The following is a 23,717-nucleotide window of genomic DNA, read 5'->3' on the forward strand; positions in this document are numbered from 1 at the left end:
AAGGCCGCCTCGCTACTGGTTGGCGGGGCGGCTTTCTTGTCCATGGCCTTCAGGCAGCAGCCGGTTGGGCACCCAGCGCAGGAAAACGATCATGCCGAAAAGCTCGACCAGCGACTGAAAGACAATCACCACCACGGCGACCTGCAAGGCTTCCGGCAGGGCCAGGGCAATGGGCAGCATGACAAACGAATTGCGCGTGCCAAAGCTGAAGGCCAGCGTTCTGGCGCTGGCTACAGGAAGCCTGAACAGCGTGCCCAATAGCTTCCCCAGCCATCCCGCAAACATCAGAAAACCTATAAAGATAAGCACTACCTGGGCCATCACATAATAAAGCCCGTCTAGGCTATTCACCTGCGACGCCGCTATGGTAAAGACCACCAGCGCAAGCAATGGCACGGGAAGTATGCCCAAACAGTAAGTGATCTTCTTAATGCGGGGTTGCCGAGCGCCAGCGTACTCGGTCAGCCAGGCCAGCGCTAACGGCAGTAAAATAAAGCCTGCAAAAGCGCCCAGTAGCGCCGTCGAAAAGGTAAGCAGAAACCACTCGCTGCCTAAGAACAGCCACAGGTAGAGCGGCAACGCGATTATCTGCACCAGCAATAGCAGCGGGGTGGCGGCAATGGCTCGCGCAGTATCGCCTTTACCTAAGTGGGTGAAGCTGATAAACCAATCGGTGCAGGGCACTAAAAGTACCAGTAACACACCGGCCAGCACGGCGGGGGAAAGCGGGAGCCACAGCAGCATCATGGCTAAAAATGCCGGAATAGCCACAAAGTTGCCGACCAGCAGGGCGATCATAAAGCGGGTATCGGTGGCACCTTGTGCTATGCGTAGCAAAGGGATCTGGGTAAACGTTACGTAGAGCAGTACGCCTAATAGTGGCCACAATAAACGGTCAAAAGACGCCGTTAGCTCTGGCGCATAGGCGCCTAGCGCTAAGCCCGCACAAATAAAGCCAAGATATATCCAGGACTGATGTTTTTCCATCTGGTCACGCATTAAGGGGGAGTGCTCCTGGCCGCTTAGGGTTAACGGTGGCTGGTGTAGGTTTTTATGAGCGCGCCATGCGATCGCCTACTGCAGCGGCGCCCAGCCACAGCGGTAGGCTAACCACTAGATACACAAGCGCAAGGCCCGGCTTGCCTATATCAATAAAATGCAGTGTCTCTACGCTGAACAGTGAGAACGTCGTAAAGCCGCCACAAAATCCTGCGATGCCAAAAGGCTGCCACCAACGGGTAGGCGCAAGCGTTGCCACAGCGGCTAACCAGCCAATCAGCCACGAGCCTGCCACGTTGGCCAGCAGCGTGCCCCAGGGGAAATAGCTGCCCAGCGTTGCTTGAGCACCAAGCGATACCGCATAGCGCATTGCGCTACCCAGACCGCTGCCAATGCCTACGGCTAAATAATGCTGCCAAGCCTTCATGAGCGGCTCCCGGATAACAGCCAGCCCACATAAGCCATACAAAGGCCAAGCAACAGCGTCGCGATAATATTGGTAATAGCCCTTATAGAATGGCCACTTCGCCAAAGCCCAAGCGTTTGTAAGCTGAATGACGAGACGGTGGTGTAACCCCCGAGTAGCCCGGTGACGCTTATAAGCCAAAGCGATGAAGTAGCGTGCTCAGGAAAGCCCTGTGTGCCTAAAAGCCAGCCAGCCGCCAACGCGCCGCTAGCGTTTACACAAAGCGTACCCCAGGGGAATTGCTGTCCATACTTTTTGGCGAGCAGGTTTGCAATTGCAAAACGCCCCATGCCGCCAAGCGCGCCGCCTAACGCCACTAATAAAAAACTCATCATGCCAAGCCCCTGCTGACGTCATCGGGTGCGCCCAATGGCTGGGTTTTAAGCTAAAAGCGCCAAAGTGTATCACGCCATTCTATGGAGGTAGGAAGAGGCGCTAATGGCGATATGAGTAGACAGAATCCCCAGAAAGAACTAATACACAGGTAAGAGCCAATAAAAATTAGCGCCCCTTGCTAGTCGATCACTCCACCTAAACGAGGAATAGGTCATCAGCGCAGTGTCTGCACTCACTTGAAGAGGTCGCTTATGTCTGACTACGTTTTAGCCGCTATTGATCGCTCCCCGTTTGCAGAAGGTGTTTGCCAATATGCCGCATGGGCAGCAAAGGCGCTGGATGCTTCACTCACGTTTATCCATGTGGTCGAGCATGACGCTCAGACGGTGAGTCCTGACCTGACCGGTCATCTGGGTTTGGGGACCCGTGAGCATTTACTGGAAGAGCTAGCTAACGTTGATAAGCAGCGCGCTAAAATTGCTCGCGAACAGGGTCGCTTATTGCTTGAGGCAGCGACGACGTGTGCCGAAAAGGCGGGTATTGCAGAGTTTGAAAGCGTGCAGCGTCATGGAACGCTGATCGAAACCCTCACCGACCAGGAGCACACGTTACATTTGCTGGTTCTCGGGAAGCGTGGGGAAACAACCCATCTGGCAAACGGCCATGTAGGCGCCAACCTTGAACGCGTTGTCCGAGAAATGCAGCGTCCCATTCTGATGGTGCCCAGGGAGTTTATCCCGCCTCATAAAGTCATGATGGCTTTTGATGGCAGTGCGACGGCACGTAAGAGTATTAAGATGGTGGCGAAAAGCCCGCTGCTTAAGGGGCTTGAGTGCCATGTGGTGCTGGTGGGTGCAGAAACCGCCGAAAACCGTCTACAGCTGGCCTGGGCATTAAAAGCATTGCGCGATGAGCAGCATAGCGTTAAAGGCGCGATACATGCAGGCGATGTAGAAGAAACGCTGCGCCATTATCAGCAGGACCATAAGATCGATATGCTGGTGATGGGCGCCTATGGACACTCGCGCATTCGTCGTTTATTACTGGGCAGCACGACCACTACAATGCTGCGAAAAACCCAGGTGCCGGTACTGATTTTGCGCTAACGGTACTTCCGGCACGTCTGTCATACGCGAAAACAACCCTTGGCAAACGGCTACAGATGTAGCTTTTCATCGGCTTGCCAAGGGCGTAACTGCATAGACCTTAAATATTAGGCCTTAAACATTAGACCGTAAGCGCGCTTTCGGACGACTGCTGAGCGCTCTTATCGGCGTTTTGCGCCGCTAAATTGATCCCTGAAATCAGTGCTTTCAATGAAGCACTCACGGTATCGCTATCTTCAGCAAAGGCACAGATCCGCTGGCCGTCTATGTTGAGCTGCACAAAGGCAATGGCATTGGCTTCGCTGTCGCCGCCTAGTGAGTGTTCGCTGTAATCTATAATGCCGATACTGGTACCGGAATGTTTCTGCCAGGCGTCGGTAAACGCGGACATAGCGCCATTACCTGAACCCGCTAAACGCAGCGTTTCACTGCCTTGCCAAAGGGTAACTTCAAGCCCTTCGCGCTGGCCCTTGGAGAGCTGGTAATCCGCCAGCGAAAGCGGTGTGTCCTGAGTGAAGTTGTCGCACATCACTTGGCGAACCATCTCGCTTGAAAGCTCGCTGGCGCGATCTTCACTCTCTTTTTGCACATAGGGAGCGAGTGCCAGCATCATCCAACGTGGCAGGTTGATGCCGTAGTCACGCTCCAACAAGAAGGCCATGCCGCCCTTGCCGGATTGGCTGTTAACCCGAATCACCGCTTGATAATCGCGGCCAATATCGTGAGGGTCAATCGGCAAATAGGCCACTTGCCACGGCTCATCAGTCTTCTGGTGTTTCAAGGATTTGCGAATCGCATCCTGGTGGCTGCCCGAGAATGCGGTATACACCATTTCGCCTACCCACGGGTGGCGTGGATGCATGGCAATCCCGGTGCACTCGTTGACCACCTGGATGATTTCATCGGGGTTGGAAAGATCAAGCTTGGGATCAATGCCCTGGCTATAAAGATTCATGGCCAGCGTCACGATATCCATGTTGCCGGTACGCTCGCCGTTGCCCAGCAAAGTGCCTTCTACTCGGTCGGCCCCTGCCAATAAAGCAAGCTCTGCTGAGGCCACGGCACCGCCCCGGTCGTTATGGGTATGTACCGAGATAATCACGCTGTCGCGACGGCTAATGTGCTGGCAGAAGTATTCGATCTGGTCGGCATGGTGATGGGGGCCGGCCACTTCGACGGTCGTCGGCAGGTTGAGAATACATTTGTTCTCAGGGGTTGGCTGCCAGACGTCCATGACTGCTTCGCAGATAGCCAGTGAGAAATCGATTTCGGTGCTGGAGAAACTTTCTGGGGTGTACTCGAAACGCCACTCAATGTCAGGGTATTGGGCGGCGTAGGTTTTGACCCAGTTAGCACCCTGAACGGCAATATCAGTAATGCCATCGCGGTCCATCTCAAAAACGCGCTCGCGCTGAATGGTTGAGGTGGAGTTATACAGGTGGACAATGGCTCGCTTGGCACCCACTAACGATTCAAAGGTCTTTTCAATCAGGTGCTCGCGGCACTGTACCAGCACAGCAATGGTGACATCGTCCGGAATCTGGTTTTCTTCAATTAGCCAGCGGACAAAATCAAAATCGGGCTGGCTGGCGGAAGGAAACCCCACCATGACTTCTTTAATGCCCACCTTGACGATCTGATGCCAGAAGCGTTTTTTCTGCTCAACGGTCATCGGCTCCAGCAGCGCCTGGTTACCGTCACGTAGGTCTTCACTTACCCAGATCGGCGCGCGATCAAGGTCTCGGTCAGGCCATTGGCGGTTAAACGCAGGAACGCGCGGTGCTGGGCGATATTTACGATGATCGAAAGCAGACATGGTGAAATTCCTAAGGGTTAATGACTTGGAAAACTGGCCGCTTGTGGTGTAGGCCTTGGTGCATTAAAACACGCTCATCGGTGCAGACTCATGATGCAGAGTATGGCACGCAACTGTTAACTGCTTTTGGCAGTGTGGATAGTGTAACGGGTTTGTGGCGCTAGGTTGTTGCTAAAAATAGATAAAAATGGCATTAATTGGCAGTATATTTTAATAAATTGAAATTTATTAGCAGGAGCTGCTTATTATGTCGATAACGCCATTGACGCTGGATCGCTTTGATCGCCAGATTTTGGCTATCCTGCAGCAGGAAGGGCGGATCAGCAACCAGGAGCTTGCCGACCGAATTGGCCTTTCGGCGTCGCCCTGCTTACGCCGGGTCCGCGCGCTGGAAGAGCACGGCTTGATTATGCAATATCGCGCCGAGGTAGATGCCCGCCAGTTGGGTTATCAACTGATGGTGCTGCTGCACATTGCGATGGATCAACATACCTCTGAGCGATTTGAGAACTTTGAACACCATATCCGACAGATTCCCAACGTCATTGAGTGTTTGATTATTACCGGGCAGGCTGCCGATTTTCAGTTAAAAATTTTGGTGCGCGATATGGATGACTACCAGCATTTGCTGCTGCACGTGATCAACCGTATTGAAGGGGTCACCGGTGCACATACAAGCTTTGTGCTTCGCCGGGTTTTCGAGCACCGACCCGTGCCCAGCGAACGCTGAGCACGAAAGCATGGTCAGCGATTAGATAGCCGTTTACACTGCCTTTTTACCCATATGCAGTGGAGTCTTCTATGTCTATCAAGCGTCACGATACCAAAGCCCGTATGAGCCGCGCCGTTATTCATCAGGGCGTTGCCTATTTATGTGGCCAGGTGGCCGGGCCTGAAGCGCGCAATGGCGATATTACCGCGCAGACACAAAGCATGCTGGCCCGCGTCGATGCACTGTTAAAAGAGATTGGTTCCAGCCGCGAGGAGCTGCTCAGTGCCACGATTTATCTCAAGGATGGCAGCGATTTCGCCGCCATGAATGACGTTTGGGACGCCTGGGTACCCGAAGGCTATGCGCCGGCTCGTACCTGCGTGTGTGCTCCGATGCCTGCCGACGAATTAAAAGTAGAAGTTAGCGTAACGACGGCTGTTTCGGCCTAACGATTATTGGCTGGACGAATCTAGCGGAAAGCGGGTATCACGCAGGCTGTCTTTGATTTTCTTAAGGTGCGGCAGGAAATCCTCGCCGCGCCGCAGCGTGACCCCGGTGGCTAGCGCGTCAATCAGTGTGAGCTGAATTACCCTGGAGGTCATCGGCATATAGTGGTCGGTATCTTCTGGTGTCGCCACATCCAGGGTGGCGCTGCACTCTGCACTCAGCGGTGAGTCTGGCGCAGTAATACCCAGCACCACCGCTCCGGCTTCACGCGCCACGCGCGCGATGTCGACCAGCTCACGGGTACGCCCGGTGTAGGAGATAATCACCACCACATCACCGGTATGGCAGGCTGCTGCCACCATGCGCTGCATCAGGACGTCGACGTACGCCATCACCGGCAGGTTGAAGCGGAAAAACTTATGCTGGGCATCCTGAGCGACAGCCCCTGACGCGCCCAAGCCAAAAAAATGGATCTGTTTCGCCTGGGTTAGATAATCAACCATGCGCTCGACGGCTGAGATATTGATGTCACGCTGTGCTTCATCCAGTGCGGCAATCGTTGCGCCAAAAATTTTGTGTGTGTATTGGGCGGCCGTATCACCAGGCTCTACCGCGCGAGTGACATACGGGGTTCCGCCTGCCAGGCTTTGGGCCAGTTTGATTTTAAAATCTGGATAGCCCTTGGCGCCAAAGTTGCGGCAAAACCGATTAACAGTAGGCTCACTGACGCTGGCCGCCTGGGCGAGGCTTGCGATGCTTAAGCTGGTTGCCGCGGCCGGATCTTCTAAAATCACATTAGCGACTTTGCGCTCGGAGCGATTTAAATCTTCTAAGCGTTCGCGTAAGCGATTAAGCAAATCATGCGCCATTAAACAAGCTCCGTGTCGTGAGTGGCATAGGCTGTGGAGCCCAATTATTACACCAGGCAACAAAGTCATCGGCAGGTAATGGGCGGGCATAATAAAAGCCTTGCGCAGCTTCACAACCGATAGAGCGCAGGTATGCCGCCTGTGAGGCGGTCTCAATACCTTCTGCTACTACATCGCAGCCCACCGCATGTGCCAACTGGGTAATCATAACGGCAAGCTGACGATCCACGGCATTTTTTTCAAGATCCATCACAAACGCACGGTCGATCTTTAGCGTAGAGAAGGGCAGCGTTTTTACATAAGCAAGCGATGAGTGGCCAGTGCCAAAGTCATCAATAGCCACGGCCACGTTCATTCTGGCGAGCTGAGCCAGCTGCACGCGGGCATTTTGCATATCGCTCATTAAGCCTGACTCGGTCACTTCCAGCGCTAGAAAACGTTCAGGAATGTCATACGCTGCCAGTCGATCCAGCAGTTTTTGGGCGAAGTCTTTACGCGTTAACTGGCGCGCAGCCACATTGACCGCGATATGAAAATGATCGTTGAGCAGCCCCTGCTTTCGCCAAGTTACTATTTGCTGCATGGTTTCTTCGAGCACCCATTCGCCAATCGCCAGAATATCCCCGCTGGCTTCTGCCAAAGGAATAAAGTCTGCAGGCGAAATATGCCCAAGTTCAGGGTGGTGCCAGCGCAGCAAGGCTTCTGCACCAATAATCTGTTGGGTCGCCAAAGAGATTTTAGGCTGAAAGGCCAGCGACATCTCGCCACGCTGAGGGGCGCCGCGGATGGCTTGTTGAAGGTTGAGCCGGTGGCGTTGCTGTACTTCCAACGTTTCCTGATAGCGTTGAATGCGCAGGTTGCCGCCCCTATGCGGCAGCGCCAGCGCCGCCATATGTACCAGCCGTTCGATTTCAAAGCGCCCACTTGCCCAGCTAATTCCAATGCGCGCATCCAGTGGCAAGAGCAAATCACCCAGCGCCTGATCCTGTTCAAAGGTGCTGAGCAACCGCGTGGCTAATTGTTCAAGCTCATATTGGTCGCTGACCGGGGTGATGACCAGGAGTTCGCTTCCGCCCCACAAGCCCAGCAGACCAATATTATCCAAATGTGCAGAGAGCTGCTGACTCGTATGTGCAATCAACTGATCAGCGATGCTATAGCCGTGCAGCCGAACCACATTATCCAAATCATCCAAAGCGATAAATAAAAGCCCTGTGCCTGAGGCTGACAATGCAGCTTCTCGAAGTGCCTGCATTAAGCCGCGTCGATTGGGTAATTGGGTTATGGAGTCGGTGCGCGATTGGCGATTCAGCTCTTGGGTACGCTTGGCCACCATGCGCTCAAGCGTTTCGGCTTGTTGGTCGCGTACCTGATAGCGATGCTCAAGGCTAAGCGCATTGCGAATGCGCTGAAGTACCTCATCATGATTGAAGGGTTTGGTAATAAAGTCGCGTGCGCCCATATTGAGTGCGCGGTAACGAGTTTCATCGTCAATTTGTGCGGTAAGCACAATAATTGGCGGCATTTGATGGGAAAATTGTTTTTGCAGCAGGGAAATCAGTGCATAGCCATCCAGGACAGGCATCCGAATATCCAGCAGTATTAAGTCTGGCTTTTGTAGCTGACAATGAGCAAGAACATGGCTTGGGTCGCTAATTCCATGTACCTGAGTAAAGCCGTTGTCGTCTAGCAGATCCAGTAGCAGCTCAACGTTGATAGGGTTGTCATCCACTACTAGCACATGTTTACTGGCTAGGTTCATGGCTCCTTCCCTGGGGCTAGGCTAATAAACTTGGTAAGCGTGGTGGCGAGTCTATCAATATCTAAAGGTTTGGTAAGATAGGCGTCAAAGCCTGCGGCAAGACCGTGCTTGATATCCCGTTCCATTGCGTTAGCCGATAACGCAATAATATGAATACCGCGTAACTGCTCATCTTTTTGGATTACATCCAACGCCTGAAAGCCGTTCATTCCTGGTAGGTGTATGTCCATTAATACAATGTCCGGCGGCGATTGACGCATCAACTCTAAACCAATTTCGGCACTTGGCGCCATCACTAGCTGAAGTTCCTCAATATCCTCAATGATGTCTTCCATTAGCCGTTGGTTGGTCGGGTTATCTTCGATATAGAGCAGCTTATAAGCACGCAGGTTATTAATCGGGAAGCTAGTAATACCTGACGTATGGCGCGCAGGGTTGAGCGTCGATGGGTCGGCTATGGGTAAGGTAAACCAGAATGTGGCACCGTTGCCCAACTCGCTTTCCACGCCCACCTGTCCATTCATGCGCTCAATTAATTGGCGTGTGATCGCAAGGCCTATACCGGTACCCTCAATGGCCCCATATTCAGCATCCAGACGGTTAAAAGGTTCGAACAACTCATGATGGCGTTTCGGCGAAATTCCAAACCCAGTGTCGGTGATGTTAATACGTATGCTGTCGTCACATTGTTCGACAGCAATGGTAATTTTGCCTGCTTCACAGTTGTACTTAATGGCATTGGATAACAGATTTAAAAGGACCTGTTTGGCGCGTGTATAGTCTGCAACGACCTGGCAGGGAACGGACAGAGGCGATCGTATCAAGGTGATATCAGCCGCTTCCATCGTCGCTTCTAAAGTAGAGCAGGCATCATCTATAACGTTTTCAATCAGAATTGGCTCAATCGAAAGGGCCATTTGGCCCGCTTCGATTCTTGCTAAGTCGAGTACTTCATTGATCAGGTTTAATAGGTGTTGACCACTTTTTTCGATCTGATTGATTTGGCGCTGTTGTTTACTGCTTAGCGGGTCGCGGCGGCCTTTGCCCAGAAGTTGGGAAAATCCGATAATAGCGTTGAGCGGGGTGCGTAACTCGTGGCTCATCGAAGATAGAAATTCACTTTTACTTTTATTGGCTTTTTCAGCCTGATCACGGGCGGCGGCCAGGTCATGCATTACCTGTTCGCGCTCTGCCATTTGGCCATAAAGATTAATTAACAGGGCGCAGGTATCGGTAAACGGCTGTAGCCAGTCGAGCAGTCCCTGATTGAGTGGTTGCTTGCTGTTGGCAATCGCGTACATGCCAATAAGCTCTTCACCGTTAAAAATCGGCACACCCAGGTAGTTGGATAACGTCGGATGCCCAAGTGGAAAACCGCCGCGCTGGATGTGGGTATAAACGTCATTGGTCATGACGACTTCGCCAAAGGCAAATACACGACCCAGTAGCGAATTAGGGTTGGTCAGCATCATATCGCCACTGCGCAGGCTCTCCATCAACTGACGTGACTCAGCGTTCCAGGAAAGATCGGTAATGGCATGAATTTTAAGTGCATTGGTGGTATCGGTAGGTAACACCTCGCCAATCAACGCATAGTCGCTGTCGGTTAGCTCGCGCAATGCTTCCATAAGAAACGTCCATAAGCGCTCGCCCGACATCAGCGCCTGGTAGTCGGTTATCCCTTGGTGAAGCACTTTTAGCAGGCTCTGCTCTTTATTAGTGCGCTGGTTGGCGGCGTGTATATCGCTTAAATCGGTCAAAATGCCCAAAAATTCAACGACTTCTCCCTGATCATTGGGGATAGTGTTGACCGCTAGATGAACGGGTATGACATGACCATCTTTGTGCTGGGCGTAGACTTCTCGGCCACGGCCAATAATTTTAGGCTCACCGCCAGAAAGGTAGCGGGCAATAAAACCGTCGTGGTGTGAGGCGATATCGGGCGGTGTTAGAATGGCTACGTTTTTGCCAATCAACTCGTCTTCGGTATAACCAAGTAACTGCACGGCAAAAGGGTTAACGGCAATCATATTGCCAGATCGATCAATGCGCACTTTGCCGGTAGCGCTTTTAGTAAACAGTGCCTCAAATCGGCGCGCCGTACTGGTTAGTGCTTCACTTAGTGTGCGCTGATTCAGTAGCTCTTCAACCTGTTGGGCAAGACCTTTCAAAATGTTTTGTTCACGCGCTGAAAAGCTTCTGGGCTTTCGGTCAATCAGGCAAAGAGTGCCCACGGGTAGGCTGCCGTTTGGGCGTAGGGGGTAGCCTGCATAAAAGCGGATAAACGGGGCATCACTGACCAGGTCATTATCATTAAAGCGTAGATCGTTGTATGTATCTTCTACCACCAGAAAGGCATCCTGGGCGATAGCGTGAGCGCAAAATGAAACGCGGCGCTCTGTCTCGCAGGCATCAATTCCTTGGCGTGATTTAAACCACTGACGATCTTTATCAACCAGAGAAACTAGTGCAATAGGAACATCAAAGATTTCCCTGGCCAATTGAGTGATACGGTCAAAAGATGCTTCAAGGGGGGTGTCGAGAATATTCAGAGCCTGCAATGCCGCGAGGCGTTGTGCTTCGTTATGGGGCGTATCGGCGGCTTGCATAAGGTTCCTAAATGAAAAAAATATGTAAAGTAATGTATGTCTATTATCGGTCGCTGATTAATAAACTTTAACCAAGCCGAAGTAAGTTTATTAGCCAGCGCCGGTAGGGAGGATGTAAAAATCGGCTTGTAGCACGCTTTGCCTGATGAAATACACTACGTAAATGGCTAAAGCGATCGAATCCACTACGCCCGTGATACGCACCCATGCCGCTTTCGCCCACGCCGCCAAACGGCAGAGTGGGAACGGCGTGATGCAGCAGCGTTTCATTAAAGACCAGGGCGCCGGAACGCGTGGTCTTTAACAGCCGCGATTGTAGCGTTTTATCGTTGGTAAAGGCATAGAGGGCAAGTGCATGCGGGCGCGCGTTAATGAATGTAAGCGCGGCGTCGATGCTTTTGACGCTAATGACAGGCAGTCCTCGGCCAAAAATCTCCTCGCGCATGATGCGTAGATCCTGGGTCGGGTCTATGACCAGCGAGGGCGCGTAGTCACCATGATCAATGACACGGCAGCCATGGTTACGCGCTTGTGCCAACATTTCTTCAATGCGCTGTTGATGCGCTTCATTGATGGGCTGTGTTACCTCGCGGCTATCCGGGCGCTGATGCACAATAGCGCGGCTTAAAGCGCTTATCAGCGCATCTAAATGACGGCTTTCCACCAGCACATAGTCCGGCGCGAGGCACGTTTGGCCACCGTTAAACGCTTTGCCGAAGATAATTGCAGCGGCGGCTTTATCCATGTCAGCATCGCCTGCCACCAGCACAGGCGATTTGCCGCCCAGCTCCAGGGTGACCGGGGTAAGGTTTGCCGCCGCGGCACTGGCTACTTGGCGCCCCACGCTGGTCGAGCCGGTAAATACCAGATGATCAAAGGGCAGCGCACTAAATTCCTGCGCGATTGATGCGTCGCCCTGGATTACCGAGAGTTCGTCCTGAGTAAAATATTGCGCGACCAGACGTGCAAGCAGAGCGCTGGTGTGCGGGGACAGCTCACTAGGCTTCAGCATCACCACGTTGCCTGCCGCAAAGGCGTCAATGACGGGCATTAATGCCAAACTCCACGGGTAGTTCCAAGGCGAGATAACCCCCACGATGCCTAACGGCTGGGGTGAGATGCGCGCTCGGGCGGGCAGTAAACGCCAAGGCATGCTAGCGCGCCAAGGTCGCATCCAGTGCCAAAGGTGGCGGCGCGTATAGCTAATCGCCTGTATCACGCTGTTAATTTCTGCCAGGCGGATTTCGACGGCACTACGCTGACCGAAGTCCGCCTGAATGGCGCGAACAATGTCGTGCTGATGCCGCTTGGTCATTTGCGCTAAACGCGCCAGGCGCTTGCGCCTCACACTTAACGTTGGGAAAGGGGTCTGATTAACAGCATGCCGCTGGGCGTTAAAAATGCCTGTTAAATCGTGCGTCATAGCCTCTCCTTATTTCTCGCCTGATTGTTCGTACCTGAATGTCATGGGCGAAATAGCTGTCGCGATAAGCGCCAGGTTAACTGAGTTAAGCGTCAACCGGGGTTAATGATAAAGTAACGCCAGATGACAAGAGGCGACCACCTCGCATTTCGGGAGATACCATGCCTACATGTCCGCTAAAGCTCTCTAGTTTATCTGCCATGAGCGATATTAAAGCAAGCCAGTGGGACGCCTTGGCTGGCGATCAGCCGTTTTTGCGCCATGCCTTTTTAAATGCACTGGAACTCAGCGGCTCGGTAAGCCGTGAGACAGGGTGGGAGCCATGCCATGCCTGCGTTTGGCAGGGCGACCAGCTGGTCGGCGCACTGCCAATGTACCGTAAGCATCATTCGTACGGTGAATACGTATTCGATTGGGGGTGGGCTGAAGCTTTTGAAAAAGCGGGTGGAGACTACTACCCCAAGATACTCAGCGCCATTCCATTTACTCCCGTTCCAGGCATGCGCACGTTGTTGGCCAAAACGTTTGATGTAGATGCGGTTCGCGCGCTGCTGGCCTCCGCTTGGCAGTCACTGTGTGAGCAACAGTCGCTCTCCAGCTGGCACTTACTGTTTGCCGATGAAAACGACGTGGCGGCCTGGCAGGCCCAGTTCCCTGAGTTGATTGCCCGTGAAGGCGTGCAGTTTCAGTGGCGGGATGCAGGCTTTGGCGACTTTGATGGCTTTTTGGCAAGCCTCACCTCCAAACGCCGCAAAATGATCAAGCGTGAGCGACGTCTGGTCGCCGAGCAGGGGCTCACGCTGGCTCGCCTGGAAGGCGAGAACATTTCGCCGGAGGCGATGACCCACTTCTATCGCTGTTATTCGATGACATACCTGGAGCGGGGTCGCTCCCCTTATCTGAACAAGGCATTTTTTGAGCAGTTGCGCCAAACCATGCCTGAAGCGCTGATGCTGGTGCAGGCGCGTCTGGATGGTCAGCCGGTCGCGTCGGCCCTTTACTTTCGTAATGAAAAAACGCTTTATGGCCGCTATTGGGGCAGTGAGGTGGTTGCTGACTGCCTGCATTTTGAAGCCTGTTATTATCAAGGCATAGAGTACTGCTTACAGCGGGGGTTGACACTTTTTGACCCCGGTACCCAAGGCGAGCATAAGTTAATACGCGGTTTTGCGCCCCAACGCATACGCTCGCTGCACTATTTGGCTCATCCAGGCCTCGCGGCCGGCGTTGCCCAGTTCTGTCAGCAGGAAGGTGCGCATATCAACGCGTACCGGGAAGCGGCTTATAAAGCCTTGCCATTCAAATAATGTGCGGCTCGCTGATGGTTCTGCATAATGGCATAATGCGCGCCGTTACCGTGGATGGCTGTAGCTTCTTTAATCCTTATATCATTTAGTCTTTATGTCAGGAGATCGGTGATGCACAAATGGCTGGTGGTTGCGCTACTTGCCGTGCTGGGCTTGCTCCAATATACGCTGTGGTTGGGCAATGGTGGCTTACGTGATCTGCAAGTAGTGGAACAACGCGTTGCGATGCAAGAGGCCGATAACCTGCCCATGCGTGAACGTAACGCCCGTCTGGCGGCCGAGGTCACCGATCTCAAAAACGGCTTGGATGCTATCGAAGAGCGTGCCCGAAGCGATATGGGCATGGTTCGCAGCGATGAGCAATTTTTCTGGGTACCCGGGGTGGCGATCGCGACCGAACTGATAGGCATTAACGCAGGCTTGGTGACCCAGCCTCGGCTGAACCGAGAGTAATCTGCACAGTGAATGCATTTGCGATGAGTAAGCTCGGAGAGTGGCGGTGAGCAGGGCATTGTGGTTAGTGGTGCCCGCTGCGGGCCAAGGGCGACGTATGGGCGCCGATAAGCCCAAACAGTATTTGATGCTGGATGAGCAACCCATCCTTGCGCGCACCCTGGCGCGGCTTTATCAGGCGTTTCCGCACGCCACGCTGGTGCTGTGCCTGGATGCCGACGACCGCTGGTTTCAGCCTGACTGGGTGCCCTTTGCCCACTGGCAGCGCGTGCCCGGCGGTACGGAGCGTATGGACAGCGTATTGAATGCGCTGCATGCCATGCAGGCGCGCGACAACGACATTGTGATGGTGCACGACGTGGCGCGCCCGTGTATTACCCCGGGGGATCTGCGGGCGCTTTATCAGGCCGCATCAACTCACGCAGGCGGTGCGCTATTGGCGATGCCTGTGGCCGATACCATGAAGCGGGCCAATGCCGAGCAGCTGAGCGCCCATACCGAACCCCGCGATGGGCTTTGGCATGCTCTGACGCCTCAGGGGTTTTCCTACGCGCTGCTGCGTCAGGCGCTCGAGAGCGCCCGGCATCAAAAGCGAGTAGTGACCGATGAAGCTTCGGCGGTCGAAGCGCTGGGCCATCAACCACGCTTAGTCAGCGGACGTCGGGACAATTTAAAAGTCACCCATCCTGATGATCTTGCCCTTGCTGCCGCTATTTTAGCAGCACAAACAGACCCGCTTATTTAGGAGCGCCTAATGCGTATTGGCCATGGATTTGACGTTCACCGCTTCGGCCCCGGCGACCATTTAATGATCGGTGGCGTTAAACTGCCGTTTTCGCAGGGCTTTGTAGCCCACTCCGATGGTGATGTATTGCTGCATGCGATTAGCGACGCGCTTTTAGGCGCCTGCGCGCTAGGCGATATCGGTCACCACTTCCCTGATACGGACGCCGAATGGGAAGGCGCGGACAGCCGAGCGCTGCTGCGTCATGTCATGGTTCTGGTTCAGGCTGAAGGTTTTGGCATTGTTAACCTGGACGCCACGCTGATGGCTCAGGCGCCGAAAATGGCACCGCATATTGAAATAATGCGCCAAACCATCGCTGATACGCTGGGCGTTTCGCTTGGTCAGGTGAACGTTAAGGCGACTACGACTGAGCAGTTAGGATTTACCGGGCGTGGGGAAGGAATTGCCGCTGAAGCCGTGGTATTGCTCGGCCGGCTTGAGGAACCCAATGAGTAAGCTTCCTAGCTGGCAGCGCCGTTTGGATGACACGTTTGGGCCGCCCAGGCCCGGCCAGTATCGTGCCCAGCCTGAAGATTTTCTGGTTGATGAACACTTGGACTTCACCCCGGAAGCGCACGGAGAACACCTTTGGCTGCGGCTTGAGAAACGCAATCAGACCACGCTGGATGTGGTGAAAAGCTTAAGCCGACTGTGTGGCGTTACCCAGCGGGATATTGGCTATTCGGGCATGAAGGATCGGATTGCCGTCACGCGCCAGTGGCTAAGCGTGCATTTGCCTGGGCGCGAAGCGCCTGACAATCTGGCTGCCTCGCTTGCGGCGCTAGGGATTAAGGTGTTGGAGCAGGCCCGCCACCCGCGCAAGTTAAAGCGCGGCGTTCATCGCACAAATGGTTTTACTCTGCGCTTAACGGGCGAGGCCATCCAGGCCGATGATTTTGAAAACCGTTGGCAGGCGCTATGCAGGCAGGGCGTACCCAACTATTTTGGTCCCCAGCGCTTTGGCCCTGAAGGGCGCAATTTACACCGCGCCGAGGCACTGCTGGCGCGCGGTTGGCGTAAGCGCGATGATCGACAAGGGATGCTGCTTTCCACCGCGCGAAGCTTTCTGTTTAACGAACTGTTAAGCACCCGGCTGTCGGACGGCACCTGGAACCAGCCTGTCGCGGGCGATACGCTGATGTTAGACGGCACGCAAAGCGTGTTTAACGTCGATTCAGTGGATGAAAGCCTGATATCCCGCGCCGCTGAGCTGGACGTGCATCCAACCGGCGTGCTGTGGGGCGTGGGTGACAAAGCCTCTGAAGATGCAGCGAGCTATGAAACGCAGCTATCCCAGCAGTACCCTGCGCTGTGTGCCGGTTTAGAACAAAGCGGTGTGAAGCGGTCGCGCAGAGCCTTGCGCATGCGATTAACCGCGCCCCAGCTCACCTGGGAATCCGATGCCGTGCTACTCTCGTTTGCGTTACCACGAGGCAGCTTTGCTACTGCCGTCATCGGTGAGTTGATTCACCACCCCGATATGGCGTGATAGACACGGCTACGCTTGATAAACAAGGAGACTTCCATGCGGCGACTGCTGCTTTCCAATGACGACGGCGTCCATGCCCCTGGGCTTAAAGCGCTGCATGACGCGCTGCAGGCGCATGCCAATCTGCGTGTTGTGGCACCGGATCGCGATCGTAGCGGGGCAAGTAACTCCTTGACGTTATCGCGGCCGCTCTCGTTGACGGCGCTAGATAATGGTTTTTATAGCGTTGACGGCACGCCCGCTGACTGCGTTTATTTAGGTGTTAACGGCGTATGGGACGAGCATCCCGATCTGGTGATATCCGGCATTAATCATGGCAGTAATCTAGGGGATGATGTGCTTTACTCAGGTACCGTCGCCGCTGCCATGGAAGGGCGTAATCTGGGCATGACCGCAATTGCTATGTCGCTATGCGGTGAGCGCTACTTTGATACCGCCGGTAAAGTGGCTGCCAGCCTGATCGGCGCGGCCGACAGGCTCTCCTTGCCCCCCAGAACGCTGTTGAACGTTAACGTACCGGATGTGCCCTGGTCGTCCATCAAGGGCGTCAAGGTGACGCGTCTTGGGTATAGAGGGCCTGCTGAAAAGCCGCTGCCCGTTGAAGACCCACGCGGACGTACGCGCTACTGGATTGCGCCGGTGGCTGCTAATGCCGACGATGGCGAAGATACCGACTTTGCGGCTATTGAAGCCGGTTTCGTGTCGATTACCCCGTTGCAAACCGATTTAACGCGCCATCCAGCGCGCCGTGATGTGCAGGACTGGTTGGATGCCTTTGCCTGAGCTTTCACTCATTGAGCGTCTGGGACGAGGGATGACCTCCCAGCGCACACGAGACCGTATGGTTGATCGCCTGATTGAGCAGGGGATCCGCCACCCAAAGGTGTTGGACGTGATGGCCAGCGAACCTCGCCATCTGTTTGTCGATGAGGCCCTGGCTCATCGCGCCTATGAGGACACTGCGCTACCAATCGGGTTTGGGCAGACGCTCTCCCAGCCGCTTACGGTTGCCCGTATGACCGAGCTGGTGGTGAAAGCCGAGCCGCGTCGCGTGCTGGAAGTCGGCACAGGCTCTGGCTATCAAACGCTGATTTTATCGCGCCTGGTGAAAGAGCTTTACTCGATTGAGCGTATTTATGCCCTGCACGAGCGGGCAAGCGAGCGTTTGTGGCGGCTGGGGGCCGAGGCCAGATTGACCGTGGCTGACGGCGGTGAAGGGTGGTCCGCGGCGGCACCCTTTGATGTTATTTTGTTGACCGCCTGTGCTCAGACGCTGCCAGAATTGCTGCTTGAGCAGCTCAGCCGTGATGGGGTATTAATTGCCCCGCTTGAGGAACCTGACGGCAGCCAATGGCTTACCCAAATAAAGCGCATTGGCGGTGCCTTTGAAAAGCGGCGGCTTGAGCCCGTTCGCTTTGTACCCCTATTGCAAGGAGTGGTGGATTGAAGCGTAAAGCCTTGGGAATCTTTTTAAAAGGCGCCGGAATGGGCGCCGCTGATGCCGTACCCGGGGTGTCTGGTGGCACAATTGCCTTTGTGACCGGTATTTATGAAGAACTGATCAATACCATCAAGCAGTTTAGCCCCCGTGCGTTGGGGGTGTGGCATCGCAACGGCTGGCGCGCTTTATTCCAGTATTTGAACCTGGCTTTCTTGATTCCGCTGCTGACGGGTGTCGGGATCAGTCTGGTGAGCGTGGCGCACCTGGCGTTATGGCTAATGGAGGCGCACCCGCTATTGCTCGACGGGTTTTTCTTTGGTTTGGTCGCCGCTTCCTCGCTTGTCGTGGGGCAAGCCGGGAGGCGCTGGCGGTTCTGGTTTGTGATTCCACTGTTAGCAGGCCTGGTGCTGGCCAGCATGTTGCCGAGTTTAATGCCGCTGGTACTATTGATCGGCAATGAAGCGCTCGTTGTCATGGTGGCCGGCTGTATCGCGATTAGCGCCATGCTGTTGCCTGGCGTGTCAGGCAGCTTTTTGTTGCTCACGATGGGACTCTACGGCACGATTATGGGGGCTATCCGCAGCTTCGATATCACGATCATTGTGCTGTTTGGTATGGGGTGTGTGGTTGGCTTGGCATCGTTTTCACGCCTATTATCTTGGCTGTTAAAACGCCATCATGACTTTACCATGCAGCTACTTTTAGGGTTTATTATCGGCTCATTGCCGGTTCTCTGGCCGTGGCGTGAGCTGTTACGCTATCAAATAGGCCCTAGCGGGCAAATGATTCCATTGGATTATCGTTATTTGCTGCCGAGTGATTATGCGATGTTGACCGGCACTTCAGCGCAGGTCATTGGCGTGGTGGCGCTAATGGCTATTGGCGCACTGCTGGTCGTATTGTTAAATCGTCAGGCAGGACAGGCGGCCACGTCTGATTCAAAAATACCGCGCAGCGCTGAAAAGGAGTAGGGTTTGCATGCGTAAAATCTTCATGATGTCAGCGTTAGTATTGGCGATTAGCGGGTGTGCCAATCAACAGCATGGCGCCCCGCAGGTGCGTGATTTAAGCGAAGCGCGCAGTGCCGTGGAAAATTCGCCTCAATATACTGTAAAGCCCGGCGATACCCTGTATGGCATTGCCTGGCAGCATAATCTGGATTATCGGCAGTTGGCCGCGATGAACAATATCGAGGCACCCTATCAGATTCGTCCTGGGCAGATGATTGCCTTGCGTGATGGGGGCTCACGCGCTAATAATTCACCGTCCAATAATGCTCAGCCTAATAACCAGCCGCAAAATGCCCGCAGTGAATCGCGTGGCGTAGTGGCGACGGGGTTAAATCCCCCGACGACGGCGGTAGCCAGTAACGACCAGGAGCTCGATTGGCTGTTGCCTGACGAGTCGGCGATTGAGCGTAATCAACGTTTAAACGCTGAGGGTCAGGCACAAGAGCGTGCTAATCGCCAGGCCGTTGAGAGCGCTGAACAAGTAGCCGCTAGCAGCAATACGCCGCGTGAAGAGCCGTCCAAGCCAGAGGTCGTGGCAGCGGCTGAAGCAGAAGAGCCAAAACCTGAACCAGAGCCGGCGGCAGCTCCTGCACGCGAACCGGCGGAACAGTCCGTTGCCCAATCCGCGGCACCTGCTGCCACGCCTCCAGCACGTACAGATCGTTCATCGCGCACTTTCACGCCTGTAGAGACGATAAACTGGCAGTGGCCGACCGATGGACAGGTCACTGGCAAGTTTGGTGAAGGGGACTCGATTACCGCCGGGATTGATATCGACGGACAAAAGGGGCAACCTGTCAAAGCGGCTGGTCCTGGAATTGTCGTTTATGCAGGCAGCGGCGTACGTGGATACGGCAATCTCATCCTTCTTAAACACAATGATCAGTTCTTGAGTGCCTACGCGCACAACGACAGTTTAAGCGTTAAAGAGAATGATGTAGTGGAAGCGGGCGAGGTAATTGCCACCATGGGTAATAGCGATGCAGGAAGTGTCAGGCTGCATTTTGAGGTGCGTCGCGATGGACAGCCTCAGGACCCATTGGACTTTCTCCCCTCACGTTAACCACGGCCTGCAGCTAGGCAGGTGGATAATGGCAAGCTCTATGAATCAGCGCTAAGCCGCTGATTCAGCATAATAACAATAACGGTATTGCGCACCGACAGTGCGACTACCCTTTAATTTTTGGAAAAAGGCGGGCGGGCGATACTACGGGGGTAAGACCATGAGTATGCTGGAGAAGGATCTACAGGAGGTTGACCTGGATGCTGCCGAAGAAGCGTTTGATAACGCTGACGATGATGTCGCAGCGGAAGAGGATGCCTTTGAAAAAGCATTAGGGCGCGAGGATCGGCAGTCAACTCAAAGCTTAGATGCTACGCAAATCTACCTCAATGAAATAGGGTTTTCGCCGCTATTAACGCCAGAAGAAGAGGTCTATTACGGCCGCTTGGCGCGTAAGGGAGATGCACTGGGTCGTTCACGAATGATCGAGTCCAACCTGCGGCTGGTGGTTAAAATTGCCCGGCGCTACCTCAATCGGGGGCTAACGCTGCTTGACCTGATCGAAGAAGGTAATTTAGGTCTTATTCGTGCGGTTGAAAAATTTGACCCTGAACGTGGGTTTCGCTTTTCAACGTATGCAACGTGGTGGATTCGCCAGACTATCGAACGTGCGCTGATGAACCAGACGCGGACGATTCGTTTGCCGATTCACGTTGTTAAAGAGCTTAATATTTATCTGCGCGCAGCACGTGAACTGACCCAAAAGCTTGACCATGAAGCAACCGCAGAAGAGATTGCTGAACATCTCGATAAGCCGGTTGATACGGTTAAGAAAATGCTGGGCCTCAACGAGCGTGTCTCCTCGGTCGACTACCCCATGGGTGGCGAGAGCGATAAACCGCTGATCGATACCCTGGCTGATGACGATGTACAAGGCCCCGAAGGCAGTCTGGTCGATGGTGATGTGCGTGAACACGTGGATCACTGGCTGGATGAGCTAAGTGATAAACAGCGCGAGGTCGTTGTGCGCCGCTTCGGTTTACGCGGCCATGAAGCGGCCACTCTTGAGGAAGTGGGCGCGGAAATTGGCCTGACCCGTGAGCGTGTTCGACAAATTCAGGTGGAGGCGTTAAAGAAACTGCGCCGCTCACTTGAGAAGCAGGGCCTTTCATTAGAAGCTATTTTCGAAAGCTAGTTGATACGACCCATTCAGTAGGCACTGCCTTGACGCACCGAGTTTATGCTCGGTGCGTTGCCGTTAGGGCGATGGTTTATTGGGAACTTATTATGTATAAGCGAGATACGTGATGCGCCCGCTCGTGGCCCATATTGATCTAGACGCGCTGCGTCATAACTATCAGTTAGCGTGCCGCTGCGCACCGCAAAGTCGCTCTGTAGCGGTTATCAAGGCCGATGCCTATGGGCACGGTGCCGTAGAGTGCGCTCGCGCACTTGAAAGCCTGGTACCGGCCTTTGCGGTCGCGTGTATCGAAGAAGCCATTGCCTTGCGTGACGGCGGTATCAATAAGCCCATCGTGCTGTTGGAAGGCATTTTTAGTGCCGATGAGCTGCCGCTGGTAGACCGCTATGGATTGTGGACGGCCGTGCATAGCGCGTGGCAGGTTGAAGCGCTGATGGCATTTTCGCCTAGCCAGCCGATTCCCGTTTGGTTGAAGGTTGACTCGGGTATGCATCGGCTGGGGTTTGATGTAGATGAAACTCAGGCTGTCTGGCAGCGTTTGGTCGATGCGCCTCAAGTGACTGCGCTGCACTTGATGAGCCACTTCGCGACGGCGGATGCCAGGGACGGGCGCTATTTCAATCAGCAGCTGCAGCACGTACAGGCGCTGGCAAAAGCGCTTGATGCGCCCTTATGCCTGGCTAATTCACCCGCCACGCTTGCCTGGCCTGCCGCGCATGGCGACTGGAATCGCCCTGGCATTATGCTGTACGGCAGCGACCCGCTGGAAGCTGCCAACGACATCACCCGGCAGTTACGCCCGGTGATGAGTTTGCGCTCGGAAATTATTGCCCTACGTGAGCTGGATGAAGGTGAGCAGGTAGGTTATGCGGGACGCTGGCGCGCCAAGCGTCGTTCGCGTATTGCCGTTGTTGCTGCAGGCTATGGCGACGGCTATGACCGTCACGCGGTGGATGGTACGCCGGTGCTGGTCAATGGGCAGCGCTGCGCTATCGCCGGTAAGGTGTCGATGGACATGCTGACCATCGACGTTACCGATTTGAAAGAGGCTGGCATTGGCAGTGAGGTAGTGCTTTGGGGGGCCGCAAGCACAGGGGAACTGCTGCCAGTCGATGAGGTGGCAAGCTATTGCGATACGATAAGTTATACTTTGCTGACCGGGGTGTTGCCACGCGTACCCAGACGTTATCAAGAGTCCTTAGTGTAGGTGGTACGTATGTCGAAAAAAGAATACCCACGTTCGTTTGCCCATCCGCGCTACTGGGGCACCTGGCTTGCCATCGGCGCAATGTACGTAGCCGCCTGGTTGCCCTGGGGCGTCAAACTTTGGGTGGGAAAGATCATCGGGTTGCTCGCGTGGCGCTTTGCCAAGCGTCGGCGTGATATTACTGCCACCAATCTGGCGCTGTGTTTTCCAGAAAAAAGTGCCGATAAACAGCGCAAACTAGTGAAAGATACCTTTATTGCTAACGGTATCGGCCTGGTCGAAACGGCCACTGGCTGGTGTCGCGAAGTTGAAGGGTTTCGTCATCGGGTGGCTTATCATGGTCAGGAGCATCTGGCCCATGCCAAGGCGCAGGGAAAGGGCGTGCTGGTCGTCGGTATCCACTTCTCTACGCTGGATTTGGGTGGGGCGCTGCATTCGCTGTTCTTACCCGCCGATGTGGTTTATCGACCGCACAATAACCCACTTTTTGAGCGCTTCATGACCCGCGCTCGGTCACGCATTTTCGGTCAGGCGATTGATCGGCACGACCTGCGTGGGGTAGTGCGGCGTATCAAGGCCGGACATATTGTCTGGTACTCGCCGGATCAGGATTTCGGTCGCGATGTCAGCGTGTTTGCACCGCTGTTTGGTCAGCAGGCGGCGACTATCCGCTTAACGGCCAAAATCGCCCGGATGACCGGGGCACCGGTGGTGCCGTTGATGTTTCATCGCAATCCCGATAACCGCACCTATACCATCGAGTGCTTACCTGCGTTTGAAAACTTCCCGAGTAGCGATGAAGTCGAAGATGCCACCCGGATCAATCAGTTTATTGAACGGGCTATTCGCAAGCACCCTGAACAATACCTGTGGCTGCACCGGCGTTTCAAGACCCGTCCTGAAGGGGAAGAGGGGTTCTATTAACCCTTGTATGAAGCCTCTCACTAATCGAGAGGCGGGCTTGAGCAACCCTGTGCGGGGGCGCTGTTAATACCTCCTTGTACGCTACTTTCGCCATCTGACCGCCATGGATGGCGGAAATGCCGGAAATGTCAGGAACTGTTTTCCGGCCTTGGCGAAAGACCCCCGCTACCTGTGACAGGTACTATCAGCAAAAGCCGACTCGCGTCCACTGCTGTCCCATAAACATTAATAAATGAAAAAGCCTGGATCCAAGTGAGTAAAATGAGAGTGCGCCCAAACACTCTACTCATAAAGGATTCAGGCTTTGTCTCATCATAACACCGCATTTCATCAGTTGCTCCAGCCGTTAT

23 protein-coding genes are annotated in these 23,717 nt (G+C 54.3%); 15 read left to right on the forward strand and 8 right to left on the reverse strand.

The genetic code is table 11. The annotated features are described in order from the left end of the window. Positions 1 to 12 precede the first annotated feature (12 nt). The 3 genes from INT33_RS15400 to crcB are packed head-to-tail and all read right to left on the reverse strand — an operon-like array spanning position 13 to position 1,800. Positions 13 to 999, reverse strand: coding sequence for an arsenic resistance protein (locus INT33_RS15400; RefSeq protein ID WP_193092315.1), 987 nt, complete (start codon positions 997 to 999; stop codon positions 13 to 15). A gap of 52 nt (positions 1,000 to 1,051) precedes the next feature. After that, positions 1,052 to 1,426, reverse strand: a complete 375-nt coding sequence (locus tag INT33_RS15405) for a fluoride efflux transporter FluC (protein WP_192536953.1) — start codon at positions 1,424 to 1,426, stop codon at positions 1,052 to 1,054. Beyond that, positions 1,423 to 1,800, reverse strand: coding sequence for a fluoride efflux transporter CrcB (gene crcB, locus INT33_RS15410; RefSeq protein WP_192536954.1), 378 nt, complete (start codon positions 1,798 to 1,800; stop codon positions 1,423 to 1,425). The genes INT33_RS15405 and crcB overlap by 4 nt, the downstream gene beginning before the upstream one ends. 252 nt (positions 1,801 to 2,052) lie before the next feature. On the opposite strand from crcB, the gene INT33_RS15415 reads away from it, so the two are divergent. Further along, on the forward strand, positions 2,053 to 2,907 hold the full coding sequence (locus INT33_RS15415; RefSeq protein ID WP_193092316.1) for a universal stress protein: 855 nt from the start codon (positions 2,053 to 2,055) through the stop codon (positions 2,905 to 2,907). A 121-nt stretch (positions 2,908 to 3,028) separates the two neighbouring features. Here the strand turns inward: INT33_RS15415 and INT33_RS15420 are convergent, their stop codons facing one another. After that, positions 3,029 to 4,723: a 2-isopropylmalate synthase gene (locus tag INT33_RS15420; RefSeq protein WP_193092317.1), complete on the reverse strand. Its 1,695-nt coding sequence runs from the start codon at positions 4,721 to 4,723 to the stop codon at positions 3,029 to 3,031. A gap of 247 nt (positions 4,724 to 4,970) precedes the next feature. Between INT33_RS15420 and INT33_RS15425 the strand changes: the two genes are divergently transcribed. Both INT33_RS15425 and INT33_RS15430 read left to right on the forward strand, forming a co-directional pair. Beyond that, the gene (locus INT33_RS15425) at positions 4,971 to 5,453 is read left to right on the forward strand and encodes an Lrp/AsnC family transcriptional regulator (RefSeq protein ID WP_192536957.1); all 483 of its coding nucleotides are present in this window, start codon (positions 4,971 to 4,973) and stop codon (positions 5,451 to 5,453) included. 71 nt (positions 5,454 to 5,524) lie between these two features. Then, complete coding sequence (locus INT33_RS15430) at positions 5,525 to 5,884, forward strand: RidA family protein (protein WP_192536958.1); 360 nt, start codon at positions 5,525 to 5,527, stop codon at positions 5,882 to 5,884. A gap of 3 nt (positions 5,885 to 5,887) precedes the next feature. Here the strand turns inward: INT33_RS15430 and INT33_RS15435 are convergent, their stop codons facing one another. The 4 genes from INT33_RS15435 to INT33_RS15450 form a co-directional block, all read right to left on the reverse strand. Beyond that, positions 5,888 to 6,751, reverse strand: coding sequence for a MurR/RpiR family transcriptional regulator (locus tag INT33_RS15435; RefSeq protein WP_193092318.1), 864 nt, complete (start codon positions 6,749 to 6,751; stop codon positions 5,888 to 5,890). Beyond that, complete coding sequence (locus tag INT33_RS15440) at positions 6,741 to 8,513, reverse strand: EAL domain-containing response regulator (protein ID WP_193092319.1); 1,773 nt, start codon at positions 8,511 to 8,513, stop codon at positions 6,741 to 6,743. Before INT33_RS15440 ends, INT33_RS15435 begins: the two co-directional genes overlap by 11 nt. Next, the gene (locus INT33_RS15445; protein ID WP_193092320.1) at positions 8,510 to 11,122 is read right to left on the reverse strand and encodes a hybrid sensor histidine kinase/response regulator; all 2,613 of its coding nucleotides are present in this window, start codon (positions 11,120 to 11,122) and stop codon (positions 8,510 to 8,512) included. The genes INT33_RS15440 and INT33_RS15445 overlap by 4 nt, the downstream gene beginning before the upstream one ends. Before the next feature lie 67 nt (positions 11,123 to 11,189). Beyond that, positions 11,190 to 12,545 (reverse strand): aldehyde dehydrogenase family protein, encoded by a 1,356-nt coding sequence (locus INT33_RS15450; RefSeq protein ID WP_193092321.1) that lies wholly within the window; start codon positions 12,543 to 12,545, stop codon positions 11,190 to 11,192. 161 nt (positions 12,546 to 12,706) lie between these two features. Between INT33_RS15450 and INT33_RS15455 the strand changes: the two genes are divergently transcribed. The 12 genes from INT33_RS15455 (at position 12,707) to lpxL (ending at position 23,367) form a co-directional block, all read left to right on the forward strand. Then, on the forward strand, positions 12,707 to 13,852 hold the full coding sequence (locus tag INT33_RS15455) for a GNAT family N-acetyltransferase (RefSeq protein ID WP_193092322.1): 1,146 nt from the start codon (positions 12,707 to 12,709) through the stop codon (positions 13,850 to 13,852). A gap of 111 nt (positions 13,853 to 13,963) precedes the next feature. After that, positions 13,964 to 14,305, forward strand: coding sequence for a cell division protein FtsB (gene ftsB, locus INT33_RS15460; RefSeq protein WP_018916423.1), 342 nt, complete (start codon positions 13,964 to 13,966; stop codon positions 14,303 to 14,305). A gap of 46 nt (positions 14,306 to 14,351) precedes the next feature. Continuing rightward, complete coding sequence (gene ispD, locus INT33_RS15465; protein ID WP_193092323.1) at positions 14,352 to 15,050, forward strand: 2-C-methyl-D-erythritol 4-phosphate cytidylyltransferase; 699 nt, start codon at positions 14,352 to 14,354, stop codon at positions 15,048 to 15,050. A gap of 9 nt (positions 15,051 to 15,059) precedes the next feature. Then, complete coding sequence (gene ispF / locus INT33_RS15470; protein ID WP_193092324.1) at positions 15,060 to 15,548, forward strand: 2-C-methyl-D-erythritol 2,4-cyclodiphosphate synthase; 489 nt, start codon at positions 15,060 to 15,062, stop codon at positions 15,546 to 15,548. Continuing rightward, positions 15,541 to 16,581, forward strand: coding sequence for a tRNA pseudouridine(13) synthase TruD (gene truD, locus INT33_RS15475; RefSeq protein WP_193092325.1), 1,041 nt, complete (start codon positions 15,541 to 15,543; stop codon positions 16,579 to 16,581). Before ispF ends, truD begins: the two co-directional genes overlap by 8 nt. Positions 16,582 to 16,617: 36 nt before the next feature. Next, entirely contained in the window at positions 16,618 to 17,364 is a 747-nt protein-coding gene (gene surE / locus INT33_RS15480) for a 5'/3'-nucleotidase SurE (protein ID WP_192536967.1), read from the forward strand. Continuing rightward, positions 17,351 to 18,028 (forward strand): protein-L-isoaspartate(D-aspartate) O-methyltransferase, encoded by a 678-nt coding sequence (locus INT33_RS15485; RefSeq protein ID WP_192536968.1) that lies wholly within the window; start codon positions 17,351 to 17,353, stop codon positions 18,026 to 18,028. Before surE ends, INT33_RS15485 begins: the two co-directional genes overlap by 14 nt. After that, a complete protein-coding gene (locus INT33_RS15490; protein WP_193092326.1) occupies positions 18,025 to 18,993 on the forward strand; it encodes a DUF368 domain-containing protein in 969 nt (322 codons plus the stop codon). Before INT33_RS15485 ends, INT33_RS15490 begins: the two co-directional genes overlap by 4 nt. 7 nt (positions 18,994 to 19,000) lie before the next feature. Further along, the gene (locus tag INT33_RS15495; protein WP_193092327.1) at positions 19,001 to 20,095 is read left to right on the forward strand and encodes a peptidoglycan DD-metalloendopeptidase family protein; all 1,095 of its coding nucleotides are present in this window, start codon (positions 19,001 to 19,003) and stop codon (positions 20,093 to 20,095) included. Between the two features lie 160 nt (positions 20,096 to 20,255). Next, entirely contained in the window at positions 20,256 to 21,230 is a 975-nt protein-coding gene (rpoS, locus tag INT33_RS15500; RefSeq protein WP_193092328.1) for an RNA polymerase sigma factor RpoS, read from the forward strand. 112 nt (positions 21,231 to 21,342) lie between these two features. Then, on the forward strand, positions 21,343 to 22,443 hold the full coding sequence (alr, locus tag INT33_RS15505) for an alanine racemase (protein WP_193092329.1): 1,101 nt from the start codon (positions 21,343 to 21,345) through the stop codon (positions 22,441 to 22,443). 9 nt (positions 22,444 to 22,452) lie between these two features. Continuing rightward, on the forward strand, positions 22,453 to 23,367 hold the full coding sequence (gene lpxL / locus INT33_RS15510) for an LpxL/LpxP family Kdo(2)-lipid IV(A) lauroyl/palmitoleoyl acyltransferase (RefSeq protein WP_193092330.1): 915 nt from the start codon (positions 22,453 to 22,455) through the stop codon (positions 23,365 to 23,367). Positions 23,368 to 23,717: the final 350 nt, after the last annotated feature.

The sequence above is a fragment of the Halomonas colorata genome, from assembly GCF_014897985.1.
GTDB classification, from domain to species: domain Bacteria; phylum Pseudomonadota; class Gammaproteobacteria; order Pseudomonadales; family Halomonadaceae; genus Vreelandella; species Vreelandella colorata.

Excerpts from the sequence above, each read along its gene's own strand:
- INT33_RS15400 (WP_193092315.1), bottom strand. The coding sequence starts at position 999 with ATGCGTGACCAGATGGAAAAACATCAGTCCTGGATATATCTTGGCTTT.
- INT33_RS15405 (WP_192536953.1), bottom strand. The coding sequence starts at position 1,426 with ATGAAGGCTTGGCAGCATTATTTAGCCGTAGGCATTGGCAGCGGTCTG.
- crcB (WP_192536954.1), bottom strand. The coding sequence starts at position 1,800 with ATGATGAGTTTTTTATTAGTGGCGTTAGGCGGCGCGCTTGGCGGCATG.
- INT33_RS15415 (WP_193092316.1), top strand. The coding sequence starts at position 2,053 with ATGTCTGACTACGTTTTAGCCGCTATTGATCGCTCCCCGTTTGCAGAA.
- INT33_RS15420 (WP_193092317.1), bottom strand. The coding sequence starts at position 4,723 with ATGTCTGCTTTCGATCATCGTAAATATCGCCCAGCACCGCGCGTTCCT.
- INT33_RS15425 (WP_192536957.1), top strand. The coding sequence starts at position 4,971 with ATGTCGATAACGCCATTGACGCTGGATCGCTTTGATCGCCAGATTTTG.
- INT33_RS15430 (WP_192536958.1), top strand. The coding sequence starts at position 5,525 with ATGTCTATCAAGCGTCACGATACCAAAGCCCGTATGAGCCGCGCCGTT.
- INT33_RS15435 (WP_193092318.1), bottom strand. The coding sequence starts at position 6,751 with ATGGCGCATGATTTGCTTAATCGCTTACGCGAACGCTTAGAAGATTTA.
- INT33_RS15440 (WP_193092319.1), bottom strand. The coding sequence starts at position 8,513 with ATGAACCTAGCCAGTAAACATGTGCTAGTAGTGGATGACAACCCTATC.
- INT33_RS15445 (WP_193092320.1), bottom strand. The coding sequence starts at position 11,122 with ATGCAAGCCGCCGATACGCCCCATAACGAAGCACAACGCCTCGCGGCA.
- INT33_RS15450 (WP_193092321.1), bottom strand. The coding sequence starts at position 12,545 with ATGACGCACGATTTAACAGGCATTTTTAACGCCCAGCGGCATGCTGTT.
- INT33_RS15455 (WP_193092322.1), top strand. The coding sequence starts at position 12,707 with ATGCCTACATGTCCGCTAAAGCTCTCTAGTTTATCTGCCATGAGCGAT.
- ftsB (WP_018916423.1), top strand. The coding sequence starts at position 13,964 with ATGCACAAATGGCTGGTGGTTGCGCTACTTGCCGTGCTGGGCTTGCTC.
- ispF (WP_193092324.1), top strand. The coding sequence starts at position 15,060 with ATGCGTATTGGCCATGGATTTGACGTTCACCGCTTCGGCCCCGGCGAC.
- truD (WP_193092325.1), top strand. The coding sequence starts at position 15,541 with ATGAGTAAGCTTCCTAGCTGGCAGCGCCGTTTGGATGACACGTTTGGG.
- surE (WP_192536967.1), top strand. The coding sequence starts at position 16,618 with ATGCGGCGACTGCTGCTTTCCAATGACGACGGCGTCCATGCCCCTGGG.
- INT33_RS15485 (WP_192536968.1), top strand. The coding sequence starts at position 17,351 with ATGCCTTTGCCTGAGCTTTCACTCATTGAGCGTCTGGGACGAGGGATG.
- INT33_RS15495 (WP_193092327.1), top strand. The coding sequence starts at position 19,001 with ATGCGTAAAATCTTCATGATGTCAGCGTTAGTATTGGCGATTAGCGGG.
- rpoS (WP_193092328.1), top strand. The coding sequence starts at position 20,256 with ATGAGTATGCTGGAGAAGGATCTACAGGAGGTTGACCTGGATGCTGCC.
- alr (WP_193092329.1), top strand. The coding sequence starts at position 21,343 with ATGCGCCCGCTCGTGGCCCATATTGATCTAGACGCGCTGCGTCATAAC.
- lpxL (WP_193092330.1), top strand. The coding sequence starts at position 22,453 with ATGTCGAAAAAAGAATACCCACGTTCGTTTGCCCATCCGCGCTACTGG.